The organism is Brevundimonas sp. FG8, assembly GCF_057808845.1.
In genome coordinates this window covers 757,886-772,039 of the sequence record NZ_JBMDIU010000001.1, presented here as the reverse complement: position 1 = coordinate 772,039, position 14,154 = coordinate 757,886, and the positions used below count along the sequence as shown (strand labels likewise).

Genomic DNA, 14,154 nt, shown 5'->3' with positions numbered 1-14,154 from the left:
CCGGGACGTGATGGAACAGGGGCCGTTCGCATGGCGAAGACCGTACTTGTCGTGGACGATGATCCGACCCAGCGCCGCCTCGCTCAGGCCGTGCTGGAGCGCGAGGGTTATATGGTCGTCCATGCCGAGGGCGGCGGTCAGGCCATCGACCGCCTGACCAGGGGCGGCGGGGCCGACGTCGTTCTGCTGGACATGGTCATGCCGGGCATGAGCGGCATGGAGGCCCTGGCCGAAATCCGCACCGCGGGCGTGACCACCCCGGTCATCGTCCTGACCGCCAACGGCGGCGTCGATGCCGTCGTGAAGGCCATGCAGGCCGGCGCGCAGGACTTCTTCGTCAAACCCGTTTCCGCCGAACGCCTTCTGGTCGGTGTCCGCAACGCCCTGCAGCTGACCCAGTTGACCGCAGAAGTCGGCCGCCTGAAGAAGCACCACGGCGGCCGCACCTCCTTCGATGATCTGGTCGGCGACAGCCCGCCGATGCGCATGGTCAAGTCGCTGGGGGCTCGCGCCGCCCGATCCGGCATTCCGGTCCTGATCACCGGCGAAAGCGGCGTCGGCAAGGAAGTCATCGCCCGCGCCCTGCACGGCGCCAGCGACCGCAGCGGCAAGCCCTTCGTGGCCGTGAACTGCGGCGCCCTGCCCGCCAACCTCGTCGAGTCGATCCTGTTCGGCCACGAGAAGGGCAGCTTCACCGGCGCCACCGACAAGCATCTGGGCAAGTTCGCCGAGGCGTCGGGCGGCACCCTTTTCCTGGACGAGATCGGCGAACTGCCGCTGGACATGCAGGTCAAGTTGCTGCGCGCCCTTCAGGAGGGCGAGATCGACCCGGTCGGCTCCAAGCGCCCGGTGAAGGTCGATGTCCGCATCGTCTCGGCGACCAACCGCGATCTGGCCGAACAGGTGCGCGACGGTCGTTTCCGCGAGGACCTGTTCTATCGCCTGAACGTCTTCCCCATCGAGGCCCCGGCCCTGCGTGAGCGTCGCGAGGACATTCCGGCCCTGATCGACCACTTCATCGCCCGCTTCAATGTCGAGGAAGGCAAGCGCGTCGCGGGCGTCTCTCCCGCCACCGCCGCCCTGCTCAGCGCCTTTGACTGGCCCGGCAATGTCCGCCAGCTGGAGAACGCGGTCTATCGCGCCATCATCCTGGCCGACGCCCCCTTCCTTCAGCCGCACGACTTCCCCGCCATCTCGGGCATTTCCTCCCCCTTGGGGGAGGTGGATCGGCGCGACAGCGACGAGACGGAGGGGTTGCTGGACAACCCGCAATCCCATCTCTCCGACATCGACCTGCCGCCCCTGCCGGACACCCCGATCCGCATCCTCGATGACCGGGGCCACCTGCGGACGCTGGAGGAGATCGAACGGGACCTGATCCAGCACGCCATCGAGGTCTATGCAGGCCATATGTCAGAGATCGCCCGCCGCCTCGGCATCGGCCGCTCGACCCTCTACCGCAAGGTGCGTGAACAGGGGCTGGAAGGGGCGCTGAAGGACGCGGGCTGACCGCCGGACAGTGCTGCATATCGGCAACGCCTTCGGGAAGTCCCAAGTCTGAACGAAAGTTCATTGGCCTGCGCACCCGACGCCCGCAAAAGACAGAGAACGCGGCTCGACCGGCAACTTTTGGTTTCATCGCTGAAATGCGACGGAAACACGCGCGTCGCACGTTTGCTGCTCTGTCTTCATCACCTCCCCCGAGGCTTTTCGTATGCTGCTTGTGACCACTGCGTTGTCCGGCCTGATGGCCGGCGTGATTCAAACCGCGCCGCCCCCGCCCCAGACGCCCCCGCAGCAACAACCGGCTCCGGCGACCACCCCGACCACGACCGCGGACGATGCGGACGACAGCGCCTACGACCTCGGCACGGTGTCGGTGTCCGGCTCCCGTCCGCGCGGCAGCGTTGATACGGACATCCCGGCCGACGTCACCCTCGACGCCAGCCAGATCCAGGCCTACGGCGCGTCGAACATCGCTGAGCTGATGACCTATCTGGAGCCGCTGACCCGCAGTTCCAGCGGTCGCACCGACCTGCAGCCGGTCTTCCTCGTCAACGGCCGCCGCATCTCGGGCTTCCAGGAAATCCAGGGCATCCCGACCGAGGCCATTGAGCGCACGGAAATCCTGCCCGAACAGGTCGCCCTGCAGTTCGGCTACCGCGCCGAGCAGCGCGTCGTGAACTTCGTCCTGAAGGCCAATTTCAACTCGTACACCGGCGAACTGACCGCCCGCGGGCCCAGCCAGGGCGGCCGCACCACCACCGAGATCGAGGGCAACGTCCTGCGCATCAGCGGCTCGAACCGCTGGTCCATGGACGCCGAGTACGAACGTTCGACCCCGCTGTTCGAATCCGAGCGCGACATCGTCCGCGACCCGGGCTCGACGCCCTATGACCTGATCGGCAACGTCACCAGCAGCCCGTTCGGCGATCCGATCGACCCGGCGCTGGGCACGTCCACCACCTCGCCCGTTCCCGGCGGGACCACCACCCCGACCCTGGCCGACTTCATCGCCGCTGCCGCCGACGGCATCCGCACCGACGACCTGGGCGCCTATCGCACCCTGCTGTCGGAAAGCGAGCGCTCCACCGTTCGCGGCACCATCAAGCGCGACCTGAACAGCACCACCCAGCTGACCATCAGCGGCAGCCTGGACGACAATTCCAGCCGCAGCTTCAACGGCCTGCCAGGCGTCAGCCTGAACCTGCCGGAGACCAACAGCTTCTCGCCCTTCTCGGACGACGTGCTGGTGCACCGCTACATCGACGACGCCGCCTCCCTGCGCCGTCAGACCGACTCCCTCGCCGGCAAGCTGGGCGTCGTGGCGGACGGCTTCATCGGCGACGACTGGCGCTGGACCGCCACCGGCAGCTACGAGCGCACCGAGACCGACACCACCACCGGCCGAGGCTATACCTCGGCCCTGTTCCAGTCGCGTCTGGACGCCGACGATCCCACGGCCAACCCGTTCGCCGCGCTGAACCCGTCGGACTTCACCCGCACGCCGAACGACACCGCCAACTCGGTCTCGGAACTGCTCAGCGCCGAAGTCGTGCTGAACGGCGACATCTATGACCTGCCCGCCGGCAGCATCTCCTCGACCTTCAAATTCGGCGCCGACACCCGCTCGCTGGATTCGACCAGCACCCGTCTGGGCGTCACGACCGACCGTTCGCAGTCACGCGACCGTTTCAACGGTCAGGGCACCTTCAACTTCCCGATCGCCAGCCGCCGCACCGGAACCCTGCCGATGCTGGGCGACCTGTCGGTCAACGCCACCGTCGGCTACGAGGACCTGTCCGACTTCGGCGGCCTGTCCAGCTTCAACATCGGTATGAACTGGTCGCCGATCGAGCCCCTGTCCTTCCTCGTCAGCTACGCCGACGAACAGGGCGCGCCCAGCATCAGCCAGCTGAACGATCCGGTCATCTCGAACCTGAATGTGCCGGTGTTCGACTTCGCCACCGGCCAGACCGTGCTGGTCACCCAGATCACCGGCGGCAACCCCAACCTCGAGTCCGACAACCGCCACGTCTGGCGCGTGGGCGGCACCTGGCGTCCGATCAACGGTCAGGACCTGTCGATCCAGTCCACCTGGACCTACAGCCGCACCGACGACTATCTGGCCGCCTTCCCGACCATCACCCCGGATCTCGAGGCCGCCCTGCCGGGCCGCTTCGTCCGCGACGGCGACGGCAACCTGCTGTCCATCGATGCCCGCCCGCTGAATTTCGACAAGTACGAGCGTCAGGACATCCGCACCGGCGTCAACTACTCGCGCGCCTTCGGCACCCCGAACGCGGCGGCCAGCCAGACGCCCCTGCCCGGCATGCCCGGCGGCCCGCGTCCGCCCGGCGGCGGCGGCACCTTCCGCGTTGAAGGCGGCGGCGGCGGTGGCGGCGGCGGTCCGCGCATGGAAGTCCGCATGGGCGGCGGCGGCGGTCGTGGCCGCGGTCCGGCCATGCAGCCCGGTCAGGGTCGCTGGAACATCTCGCTGTTCCACACCGTGCGTCTGCAGGACGAGATCACCATCGCTGACGGCCTGCCGATCATCGACATGCTGGACGGCGGCGCGACCTCGGCCAACGGCGGCAGCCCGCGTAACGAGTTCCAGCTGATGTCGGGCGTCTTCCGCAACGGCTTCGGCGGCTTCATGTTCGCCACCTGGCGCGAGGGCACCACCGTCAACGGCGGCACGGGTCCGGACATCACCTTCGCCGACCGGACGACGGTGAACCTGAACCTGTTCATGGACCTGAACCAGCGCACCGAATGGGTCGCCAAATACCCGATCCTGAAGGGTACGCGCATCCAGTTCGGCATCCAGAACCTGTTCGACAGCCGCCCGGAGGTCTCGACCTCCACCGGCGACCTGCCGCTGAACTACCAGTCGGACTACCTGGACCCGCAAGGCCGGGTGATCAGCCTGACGCTGCGCAAGATCATCTTCTGAGGGATTAGGGATTGGGGACTAGGGATTAGGTGGCTTGCGGGTCGCTCCGGCGTCAGTACCGGACTGATCTGGCTAATCCCTAATCCCTACTCCCTAATCCCCCTTATTCCCCCACCGCCGCTTCGGCTCCTCGCCCTTGGCCTTGGCGGTGATCTCCTTCAACTTGCGGCCCTGCATGGCTGACAGGGCCTGACCGGGCGCGCCCAGTTCGGGGTCGCCGAAGGCGCGGCCGTGGGTCTTCACCCGCTCCGAGACCGAGTCCAGGAACTCACCCTCCCATTCAGACAGCGAAACGCCCGCCTGCTCTGCCGAGCGGCGGGCGCGTTTCAGGGCGTTCAGCGCCGCCCGCTGCGCGGCCTTGCGCTGGGCTTCAAAGGGGCTGGGCGGGGGTTTCCGCTTCATCGCCGGTCTCGGAAGGGATTGGGGGCTAGGGACTAGGGATTAGTAGGGTGAGCGTTCCGCTGACGCCAAAGCGACCCGCGATCCGCCTAATCCCTAATCCCTAGCCCCCTAATCCCTCAAAAGTCAGACCTCGCCGAGAGCCGACAGATACAGGTCCAGGATCGCTTCCTCTTCCTGACGCTTGGCCTTGTCCTGCTTGCGGATGCGGATGACCTTGCGCAGCACCTTGACGTCATAACCCTCGCCCTTGGCCTCGGCGAAGACCTCCTTCATGTCGGTCATGACGGCCTGCTTGTCCTCTTCCAGACGCTCCAGACGCTCGATGATCGAGCGCAGGCGGCCCTGGGCGGTGGCGGTCAGGACGTCGGGCGACGAGTCGAAGGTGGCGTCATCGGCCATGGGAGAACTCCGTAGAAGGGGAACCGGCCCTCGCCTCGCCCGAAGGCGGCGGGGAGCGCACTTGATCCGGGTGCTAACCACGTCCCCGCGCGCGACTCAACGTCGGACGCGAAAAAGGCTGCGGACGAAATCCGCAGCCCTTTCGATAACCCGGTCTTCGCACTGGAACTACAGGCGACCGCGTCGCCTGCGTTAGCGCAAAAAGCGTTCTTAGCCTTGCTTCGCTTTGAAGCGCGGGTCGGTCTTGTTGATCACGTACACCTTGCCCTTGCGGCGCACGACCTTGCAGTCGCGGTGGCGGGTCTTCAGCGACTTGAGCGAGCTACGGACCTTCATGGTCGTACGTCCTGGGCAAATCAAAACAGAAAAGCCGCGGGCGGACCTGCGGCGGAGCGGTGCGTATAGAGAGGAGTCGTGGAGAGGTCAACCGGACTTCTCGCAACGGCTCGCCCGATTGACGGAACGCCGATTGCGTCATCTCCTCCGTCCCGGAAGGACCCCCATGGCCAACAATCTCTACGACAAGAACGGCAACCACCTCGGAACCGTGAAAACCCAGCAGGAAGCCGACAGCGAAGCTCTCGGCGCCATGCTGTTTCTCGTCGCCCCTTTCACCCCCATCCTTTGGTTGGCGTGGAAGGCCGGGGCGGCCCTGATTGACGGCCAGAACTGGCACCCCCTTCCCGCAATCCTGATCGGCCTGCTCATCGTCGGCGTCTGCCTGTTCGGTCTCTATCGTTCGATCTGGATTCGGTATGCCTACTTCGGCGGCCTGACCCTTGCCCTGACCGTACTCGCCTTCCGGTGGGTGGCTGAAAGGTCAGACACGATCTGGGCCTCGGCCGCCGCTGTGGTCCTCCTGCTCGTCGGCGGCCTTTTGACTTTCGGCGCCGCCAAACTCGACGGCCTGCCCCGTTGAGACAGACGGGACGACCGGAAAACGCACGATAGCGAAAATTCAGCTGAGCCGACGTCTGCATTCCCGACCCCGCTGCACCGGCGTCGAAGATGTCGTTGCCCGGACATCTCGCCCCCACGCACTGACACTGAAATGCGCAATCCGCGCTCAAGCAGCGAGCCGCCGCGCGGCGAGCGATAGCGCCCTTCCAAAGAATGACCATCGCTCTGCGCTGGAGGCCTGGCCTCCGAGTTGAACGGAGGGTCTGCGGAGTTGCACCTCCGCCGCGTAGCCCCTCCGCCACCAGGCCGTATCAGAGGACAGCGTTTCCTAAGCCCGCCACGGTCACCATACCAAAAAGAAAAACGGTTAATGACGCTGAATGGGGAAGGACACGGCAACGCTTTCTCCATCCGGGCGCTTTATGGCGAAAGCGGCGACTCGCGCACTTGTTATGAGGGCGTCGCTCGTGGGGACACTAGACTCTTGATCATGCGTATCAGCCTCCGCCTCCTCCTTTTGGGAACCGTCGCCGCCTGCGCGCCCATGCTGCCCGAAGCGCCGCCGGTCACGCCGACGCCCGCGCCCGCCGAACAGCCCGCGCCCGCCCCCGCGCCGACGCCGGAACAGCCTGCCGCGCCTGTCGTGGATCAGGCCGGGTTCGAGGGCTGGAAACAGGGCTTCCTGGCCCGTCACGGCGGCGTGCGCCGTGCGCAGTACGAGCGTGAACTGGCCGGACTGACCCCGGACGCCTCCGTCATCCGGCTGGATCGCAACCAGCCCGAGTTCAGCCGCCCCGCCGGCGCCTATGTCCAGAACGCCGTCACCCCCACCCGCATCGCCCAGGCGCGCCAGCGGATCGACCGCGTGCCGTGGGACGTGGTGCAGCGTTACGGGGTCCCCTCGGAAATCCTCGTCGGCATCTGGGCCCAGGAGTCCTCCTTCGGTCAGGTGCAGGGCAATCAGGACGTCATCCGCTCGCTGGCGACCTTGGCGTTTGACGGCCGCCGCCGCGACTGGGCCGAGGGCCAGCTGAAGCACGCGCTCGACATCGTGGTCGACGGCCGTCGCGCCCGCGCGGGTCTGAAGGGCAGTTGGGCCGGCGCCATGGGCCAGACCCAGTTCATGCCGGACAACTATCTGCGTCTGGGCGTCGATCAGGACAACGACGGCATCGTCGATATCTGGGGTGATGACGCCGACGCGCTCGCCTCCGCCGCCAACCTGCTGGCACAAGCCGGCTGGAAGCGCGGCCAGACCTGGGGTTACGAAGTCACCCTGCCCGCCGGCTTCGACTACGCCGAGGCCGAGGGGCCGAAACACAACTGGCGCTACTGGGCCGCGAAGGGCGTCACCCTGCCGGGCGGCGGCCAGCCCAACGCCGCCGAAGCGGCCGAGGAAGCCGCCATCCTGCTGCCGCAAGGCGCGCGCGGCCCGGCCTTCCTGGCCCTGCCGAACCACTATGTGATCCGCGCCTACAACAACTCGGTCAGCTACGCCCTCGCCATCGGCATGACCGCCGACGGCATCCAGGGCAAGCCCGCGCTCAGCAAGGCCTGGCCGAACGACGCCCCGCTGTCGCGGGAACAGCGCATCGGCGCGCAGCAGGCCCTTACCAACCTCGGCTACGACACCCGGGGCGTCGACGGCGTCATCGGCGCCAACACCCGCGCCGCCCTGCGCCGCTGGCAGATCGCCAACGGACGGCTCGCGGACGGCTACCTGACCGCCGATCTGGCCGACGAACTGATCCGCCGGGGCGGGTAGGCCTGGACCTCTTCCGATGGGAGAGGGCTTGAGCGCATCTGTTCTCTGCAAAGCCCTCCCCTCGAGGGGGAGGGGAGATCAGGCCACACTGTCACACCGTCCCGGCTCTCCGCTTCGCTTCGACCGGGATGACAAGAGCCCTACGACCAAATCTGACGCATCGGCATGTCAGACTGCGCCCCGGTCTTTGACATCGCGGTCCGCAATGCTCCTTCCGGGTTGAGCGCACGCTGACTCCGCCACACACGAAATCTCATCGCGGCGCCTCGCGCCCGATCCCGGCCTTGCGCCCCGACGCCCTCCCCCGGCGTTGAGCCCCGCACCCCATCCCCCGCCTCACGGGAAAAAGTGCACGATGTGCACTCCATTTTTTCTGAGTGCACTTTTCGCCGAATCCCTCGGGAGGACAGGGTTCCGGTGTTCCCTCCCCCACATGATCGTTGTTAACCGCTCCCGCCTTCGCTAGGCGTTTTCAAACACTACGCAGGAGCTGCCATGTCCCGCTTTGAAGGCACGTCGAACTACATCGCCACCGACGACCTCAAGATCGCGGTCAACGCCGCCGTCGCGCTGGAGCGTCCCCTGCTGATCAAGGGTGAGCCCGGCACCGGCAAGACGGTTCTGGCCTACGAGATGGCCCGCGCCCTGAACGCGCCGCTCATCACTTGGCACGTCAAATCGACCACCAAGGCCCACAACGGCCTGTACGAATACGACGCCGTCAGCCGCCTGCGCGACAGCCAGCTGGGCGACGAGCGGGTCCACGACGTCCGCAACTATCTGAAGAAGGGCAAGCTGTGGGAGGCCTTCACCTCCCCCGTCCGCCCCGTCCTGCTGATCGACGAGATCGACAAGGCCGACATCGAGTTCCCCAACGACCTGCTGCAGGAACTCGACCGCATGGAGTTCTACGTTCAGGAGATCGACGAGACGATCCGCGCCGAAATCCGCCCGGTCGTGGTCATCACCTCGAACAACGAGAAGGAGCTGCCCGACGCCTTCCTGCGCCGCTGCTTCTTCCACTACATCCGCTTCCCGGACGCCGAGACGATGAAGGACATCGTCGAGGTCCACTTCCCCGGCATCAAGGGCCGTCTCGTCTCCGAGGCGCTCAAGACCTTCTACGAAATCCGCGACACGCCGGGCCTGAAGAAGAAGCCCTCGACCTCGGAGCTTCTGGACTGGCTCAAGCTGCTGCTGGTCGAGGACATCGACGCCGAAACCCTGCGCGAGAAGACGCCCAACAAGCTGATTCCGCCGCTCCACGGCGCCCTGCTGAAGAACGAGCAGGACGTGCACCTGTTCGAGCGTCTCGCCTTCCTGAACCGCCGCGAAGGCGGCCGTCCGGGCAGCTGACCCTTCCGGGGTGACGCCGCCGCCGAACATGTGCAGTCTGGTCGACAAGGGTCCGGGGGGATCGATGACGAAACAGTTCCGCTTCATGACGCCGCCACACGCCCGGTCGGGTTCGGTCACGCCGGTTACCGCGATTTCACTGGATTCATCCCCTGCCGAGCGCAGGATGGCCGTGAGTTGAGGATCAGGACCATGCCGCTGCGTTCCGTCATCATTCCCGCCGTCTTCGCCGTCGCCGCCCTCACCGCGGCCTGCGACGAACGCGGCGTGCACATCACCTCGACCCGCACCGAGGACAACGACGCCAAGGGCGTGCTGAATGTCGTCCAGGCCCTGCAATGTCCGCAGACCCTGGGTTCGCTGACCCGCAAGGGCTCGGCGACGAACGAGGGCCGGGTCTGCACCTATGTCGGCCCCAAGGGCGCCGAGGTGACACTCCAGCTCGTCCCCCTGGACGGCAAGACCCCGCCGCAGGTGCTCAAGGGCTTTGAGGACCGTCTGTCCGCCTCCCTGCCGCTGGCGGTCGCCGGCCTGAACCGCGCCTCCGGCGAAGCCGTCGCCACGGTCGACGCCGGCCGCGACGCCTCGGGCGAACGGGCCACGGTCCGCGCGCCGGGCGTGGACATCCGCGCCGAGGGCGAGGACGCCAGCGTCAACCTGCCGGGCGTCCAGATCGAGACCAGGGGCGATCAGGCCAGCGTCCGCATCGGCGGCCTGCACATCGACGCCAGCGACAACGGCGACACCGTCGACATCGAGGGCTCGGGCGGTGAGGACGGCGACAACGTCAGCGTCCGCGCTCGCGACAACGCCGCCGAGGTCCGCGCCGTGGCGTCCGGCGACGCCACCCGGGCCAGCTGGGTGCTCAGCGACAACCGCGCCTCGGCCGAGGGCTGGCGCCGGGTGGGCTACGAAGCCCGGGGCCCCGTCGGCGGTCCTCTGGTCGTCGCCACCGTCCGCTCGCGCGACCGCAACGGCGGCCGCGTCTTTGAGGATGCCAAGGACCTCGTGACCCTGAACGTCGGCGAATAAGCCGGGGATGACGCCCCGCCGCCCTTGATCAGAGCGGCCTGATGCTCCACCACATCCAGCCGATTGAAACTGGATAACGCCTTGGCTTCCGCACCCCGTTCCTCGTCGAAAGCGCCCCGCGCCTGGCAGCGGATGCTGTCCGGCCGTCGACTGGACCTGCTCGACCCGTCGCCGTTCGACATCGAGATCGAGGACATCGCCCACGGCCTGGCCCGCGTCGCCCGCTGGAACGGCCAGACGATCGGCGAGCACGCCTTCTCCGTCGCCCAGCACTCCTGCGTGGTCGAGGAGATCGCCGCCTACATCAAGCCGGGGCTGGAGCCCAAATGGCGCCTCGCCGCCCTGCTCCATGACGCCTCGGAGTATGTGATCGGCGACATGATCTCGCCCTTCAAGGCCGCGCTCGGCGTCAACTACAAGGCCTTCGAGGCCCGGCTGGAGAGCGCCATCCACGTCCGCTTCGGCCTGCCACCCAAGAACCCGGTCGCGATCAAGACCCTGATCAAGAAGGCCGACCGCGCCTGCGCCTTTTTCGAGGCCACCCAGCTGGCCGGCTTCAACAAGACCGAGAGCCTGCAGATCTTCGGCGCCCCGCCGGCGGGCTATGACCTGATCATCGAGCCCCTGCCCGCCCCGGTCGCCCAGCAGCGCTATCTCGAGCGCTACCGCGTCCTGGCCGAGGCCGTCGGTCTTATCTCGGCCCCTGACGCCTGGCACACCGAATAGCCATGGGCGAACAGGGGGTTCGCATCGGCCTTTCGGCCGTGGTCATCGCGCTTCGGGACGGCAAGGCCTGCGTCCTGACCACGACCGGCGATGACGGCGCCGCCGCCCTGCCCTTCGGCCCCTTCGACCCGGCCCGCGACCGGACCTTCGAGATCGCCCTGCGCGACTTCGTGACCGCCCAGACCGGCTTCCGCCTCGGCTTCGTCGAACAGCTCTACACCTTCGGCGACCTCGGTCGGGCCAGCCCCCGCGCCACGCAGGGGCCCGAGCATCATCGCGAGGTCTCGGTCGGCTATCTGGCCCTGACCGCCGACGCCGCCGACCCCGCCCTCGCCGGCGCCCGCTGGAAGCCCGTGCTCGACATCTTCCCTTGGGAGGATCGCCGCGACGGCGCCGCCGCCTGCCTGTCCCGCCTTGTCGAAGGCCTGCGCGACTGGGCCGCCGATGACCCGCGCCGGGTGGGCCGGATCGATGCCCTGTTCGCCGCCGCCCCCGGCCAGCGCTGGAACGAGGGTCAGGTTCTTGAACGCTACGAGCTGCTCTACGAGGCCGGTCTGGTCGCCGAGGCCGCTCGCGATCAGGACAAGCCCCTGCCCGCCGGCGCACCGGGCCAGCTCATGGTCTCCGACCACCGACGCATCCTCGCCACCGGACTGGGCCGTCTGCGCAGCAAGCTGAAGTACCGTCCGGTCCTGTTCGACCTGATGCCGGAGACCTTCACCCTGTCCGGCCTGCAGGCCGCCGCGGAGGCCGTCGCGGGCCTCTCCGTGCACAAGCAGAACTTCCGTCGCGGCGTCGAACGCACCGGCCTGGTCGAGGCCACGGGCCTGATGTCCGTCGCCACCGGAGGCCGCCCGGCCGAGCTTTTCCGGGTCTCCGCCGGCGACCTTTCGACCGGCGAGGCGCTCGGCCTGCCGCTTCCCGCCCTACGCTGACGATTTTCCTGAAATCCCCGCTTGCGGCGCACGGCCTCCCCCATTAGAGAAGCCGCTCTCGTTCGACCAATGAACGTTCGGCCCCGCGGAGAGGTGGCAGAGTGGTTGAATGTACCGCACTCGAAATGCGGCGTGCGTGAAAGCGTACCGGGGGTTCGAATCCCCCCCTCTCCGCCACCGGCCCTGTCCCTGAAACCGAACATCTAACCCCCAACAAGTCCCGCGGGTCGGGGCGGCTCCGCGCGTTCCGCTGCGCGCTTCCCGGGAGCGCGCCGTCAGGGCGACGCGTCGCTGAAGCAGATGGCGGGCCGAAGCCCCGACGACACGCTCCGCGCGGGTCTTCCCCAAGCGCGTGGCGATACCTTGTCGCCCTTCGACCAAAGTCGCTCTCACGCCGGGCGATCCCCGATGTCACCCTGTCGGCAATGGGCGTCGTCTGACGGCGTCACAACGGTCGATAACGACCCCGCTGGGAGGCAAACGCATGACTGACAACACCATCGGCGCGCCGGTGGAGACGGAGCACGAGGTCGACAAGAACGACAAGCTCGTCATCCTGGCCTCCTCCGTCGGCACCGTTATCGAGTGGTACGATTTCTACCTGTACGGCTCGCTGGCCGCGATCATCACGGCCCAGTTCTTCTCGGGCGTGAACGAGACGACCGGCTACATCTTCGCCCTGATGGCTTTCGCGGCAGGCTTCGCCGTCCGCCCGTTCGGCGCGGTTGTCTTCGGACGTCTGGGCGATCTCTGGGGTCGCAAGAACACCTTCCTGATCACCATGCTGCTGATGGGACTGTCGACCTTCGTGGTCGGTCTGCTGCCCCCCTATGCCGCCATCGGCATCGCCGCTCCGATCGTTCTGGTGCTGATGCGCCTGATCCAGGGGCTCGCGCTGGGCGGCGAGTACGGCGGCGCGGCCACCTACGTCGCCGAGCACGCCCCCAAGGGCAAGCGCGGCTTCTACACCTCCTTCATCCAGATCACGGCCACGGCCGGTCTGGTGCTCAGCCTGGTCGTCATCCTCGGCGTTCGCTTCGCCGTGGGCGAGGAAGCCTTCACCGCCTGGGGCTGGCGCATTCCCTTCCTGGTCTCGATCCTGTTGCTGGGCGTGTCCCTGTGGATCCGCCTGAAGCTGTCAGAGAGCCCGTCGTTCAAACGCATGAAGGCTGAAGGCAAGGGCTCCAAGACCCCGCTGAAGGACTCCTTCGGCAAGTGGCCGAACCTGAAGCTGGTGCTCATCGCCCTGCTGGGCCTCACCGCCGGTCAGGCCGTGATCTGGTACACGGGCCAGTTCTACGCCCTGTTCTTCCTTGAGCGGGTGCTGAAGGTCGACGCCACCCTGGTCTACATCATGCTGACCATCGCGCTGCTGGCCGCCTCGCCCTTCTTCATCTTCTGGGGCTGGCTGTCGGACAAGGTGGGCCGCAAGCCGATCATCCTCGCGGGCTGCCTGATCGCTGCGATCACCTATTTCCCGCTGTTCAACGCGCTGACTGAGGCGGCCAACCCCCGTCTGGCCGCCGCGACCGCCGAGGCGCCGGTGACCATTTATGCGGATCCGGCCGACTGTAACGTCCAGTTCGATCCGGTCGGCAAGACGGTGTTCAACCACTCGTGCGATCTGGCCAAGTCCTATCTGGCCAAGGCCGGCGTGACCTACACCAATGTCGAGGCTCCGGCCGGAACGGTGGCCGAGGTTCGTATCGGCGATCAGGCCGTCATCCAGAGCTTCCGGGGCGAGCAAATGCCCGCCGCCGAGTTCGCCGACGCCAAGAAGGCCTGGGACAAGGGCCTGGGCGAGGCCCTGACCGCCGCAGGCTATCCCGCCAAGGCTGACAGCGCCCTGGTGAACAAGCCGATGGTCGTGGCCATTCTGTTCATCCTCGGCTTCTACGTGACCATGGTCTACGGCCCGATCGCCGCCGCCCTGGTTGAGATGTTCCCGACCAACATCCGCTACACCTCGATGTCACTGCCTTATCACATCGGCAACGGCTGGTTCGGCGGCTTCCTGCCCACGACGGCCTTCGCCATCGTGGCGGCCACGGGCAACATCTACTCCGGCCTCTGGTATCCCATCATCGTCGCACTGGGGACGGTCGTTCTGGGCTTCCTGCTGGTCAAGGAAGGCAAGGACGTCGACCTGAACGCCTGACCCACGCTCCTCCCCGAGCCGAAGG

12 protein-coding genes and 1 tRNA gene are annotated in these 14,154 nt (G+C 67.1%); 10 read left to right on the top strand and 3 right to left on the bottom strand.

Translation table 11 applies throughout. The features are described 5' to 3' along the window. The first annotated feature begins 30 nt into the window (after positions 1-30). Together ACODRV_RS03555 and ACODRV_RS03550 are read left to right on the top strand one after the other, a co-directional pair. The gene (locus tag ACODRV_RS03555) at positions 31-1,509 is read left to right on the top strand and encodes a sigma-54-dependent transcriptional regulator (RefSeq protein WP_488907430.1); all 1,479 of its coding nucleotides are present in this window, start codon (positions 31-33) and stop codon (positions 1,507-1,509) included. 205 nt (positions 1,510-1,714) lie between these two features. Then, positions 1,715-4,456, top strand: coding sequence for a TonB-dependent receptor (locus ACODRV_RS03550; RefSeq protein ID WP_488907429.1), 2,742 nt, complete (start codon positions 1,715-1,717; stop codon positions 4,454-4,456). 93 nt (positions 4,457-4,549) lie between these two features. On the opposite strand, the gene ACODRV_RS03545 is transcribed toward ACODRV_RS03550, so the two are convergent. The 3 genes from ACODRV_RS03545 to ykgO form a co-directional block, all read right to left on the bottom strand. Then, positions 4,550-4,858: a hypothetical protein gene (locus tag ACODRV_RS03545; RefSeq protein ID WP_488907428.1), complete on the bottom strand. Its 309-nt coding sequence runs from the start codon at positions 4,856-4,858 to the stop codon at positions 4,550-4,552. A 123-nt stretch (positions 4,859-4,981) separates the two neighbouring features. Next, positions 4,982-5,257: a nucleoid-associated protein GapR gene (gene gapR, locus ACODRV_RS03540; RefSeq protein ID WP_141626229.1), complete on the bottom strand. Its 276-nt coding sequence runs from the start codon at positions 5,255-5,257 to the stop codon at positions 4,982-4,984. 210 nt (positions 5,258-5,467) lie between these two features. Next, entirely contained in the window at positions 5,468-5,593 is a 126-nt protein-coding gene (ykgO, locus tag ACODRV_RS03535; protein ID WP_045655953.1) for a type B 50S ribosomal protein L36, read from the bottom strand. A gap of 166 nt (positions 5,594-5,759) precedes the next feature. Here ykgO and ACODRV_RS03530 point away from each other — a divergent pair, with 166 nt between their 5' ends. The 8 genes from ACODRV_RS03530 (at position 5,760) to ACODRV_RS03495 (ending at position 14,129) form a co-directional block, all read left to right on the top strand. Then, a complete protein-coding gene (locus tag ACODRV_RS03530) occupies positions 5,760-6,176 on the top strand; it encodes a hypothetical protein (RefSeq protein ID WP_141626228.1) in 417 nt (138 codons plus the stop codon). Between the two features lie 471 nt (positions 6,177-6,647). Next, complete coding sequence (locus ACODRV_RS03525; protein WP_488907427.1) at positions 6,648-7,922, top strand: lytic murein transglycosylase; 1,275 nt, start codon at positions 6,648-6,650, stop codon at positions 7,920-7,922. A gap of 495 nt (positions 7,923-8,417) precedes the next feature. Further along, positions 8,418-9,278 carry an AAA family ATPase gene (locus tag ACODRV_RS03520; protein WP_141626226.1) on the top strand — a complete coding sequence of 287 codons (861 nt, stop codon included), beginning with the start codon at positions 8,418-8,420 and terminating at the stop codon, positions 9,276-9,278. A 192-nt stretch (positions 9,279-9,470) separates the two neighbouring features. Further along, a complete protein-coding gene (locus ACODRV_RS03515) occupies positions 9,471-10,310 on the top strand; it encodes a methyltransferase type 11 (protein ID WP_488907426.1) in 840 nt (279 codons plus the stop codon). Between the two features lie 132 nt (positions 10,311-10,442). Continuing rightward, positions 10,443-11,036: a YfbR-like 5'-deoxynucleotidase gene (locus tag ACODRV_RS03510; protein WP_488907450.1), complete on the top strand. Its 594-nt coding sequence runs from the start codon at positions 10,443-10,445 to the stop codon at positions 11,034-11,036. Between the two features lie 2 nt (positions 11,037-11,038). After that, positions 11,039-11,971: an NUDIX hydrolase gene (locus ACODRV_RS03505; RefSeq protein ID WP_488907425.1), complete on the top strand. Its 933-nt coding sequence runs from the start codon at positions 11,039-11,041 to the stop codon at positions 11,969-11,971. Between the two features lie 87 nt (positions 11,972-12,058). After that, a tRNA-Ser gene (locus ACODRV_RS03500) sits at positions 12,059-12,148 on the top strand. A gap of 307 nt (positions 12,149-12,455) precedes the next feature. After that, a complete protein-coding gene (locus ACODRV_RS03495) occupies positions 12,456-14,129 on the top strand; it encodes an MFS transporter (protein WP_488907424.1) in 1,674 nt (557 codons plus the stop codon). Positions 14,130-14,154 lie beyond the last annotated feature (25 nt).

Excerpts from the sequence above, each read along its gene's own strand:
- ACODRV_RS03495 (WP_488907424.1), top strand. The coding sequence starts at position 12,456 with ATGACTGACAACACCATCGGCGCGCCGGTGGAGACGGAGCACGAGGTC.
- ACODRV_RS03555 (WP_488907430.1), top strand. The coding sequence starts at position 31 with ATGGCGAAGACCGTACTTGTCGTGGACGATGATCCGACCCAGCGCCGC.
- ykgO (WP_045655953.1), bottom strand. The coding sequence starts at position 5,593 with ATGAAGGTCCGTAGCTCGCTCAAGTCGCTGAAGACCCGCCACCGCGAC.
- ACODRV_RS03510 (WP_488907450.1), top strand. The coding sequence starts at position 10,443 with ATGCTGTCCGGCCGTCGACTGGACCTGCTCGACCCGTCGCCGTTCGAC.
- ACODRV_RS03545 (WP_488907428.1), bottom strand. The coding sequence starts at position 4,858 with ATGAAGCGGAAACCCCCGCCCAGCCCCTTTGAAGCCCAGCGCAAGGCC.
- ACODRV_RS03525 (WP_488907427.1), top strand. The coding sequence starts at position 6,648 with ATGCGTATCAGCCTCCGCCTCCTCCTTTTGGGAACCGTCGCCGCCTGC.
- ACODRV_RS03520 (WP_141626226.1), top strand. The coding sequence starts at position 8,418 with ATGTCCCGCTTTGAAGGCACGTCGAACTACATCGCCACCGACGACCTC.
- ACODRV_RS03515 (WP_488907426.1), top strand. The coding sequence starts at position 9,471 with ATGCCGCTGCGTTCCGTCATCATTCCCGCCGTCTTCGCCGTCGCCGCC.
- ACODRV_RS03530 (WP_141626228.1), top strand. The coding sequence starts at position 5,760 with ATGGCCAACAATCTCTACGACAAGAACGGCAACCACCTCGGAACCGTG.
- gapR (WP_141626229.1), bottom strand. The coding sequence starts at position 5,257 with ATGGCCGATGACGCCACCTTCGACTCGTCGCCCGACGTCCTGACCGCC.
- ACODRV_RS03505 (WP_488907425.1), top strand. The coding sequence starts at position 11,039 with ATGGGCGAACAGGGGGTTCGCATCGGCCTTTCGGCCGTGGTCATCGCG.
- ACODRV_RS03550 (WP_488907429.1), top strand. The coding sequence starts at position 1,715 with ATGCTGCTTGTGACCACTGCGTTGTCCGGCCTGATGGCCGGCGTGATT.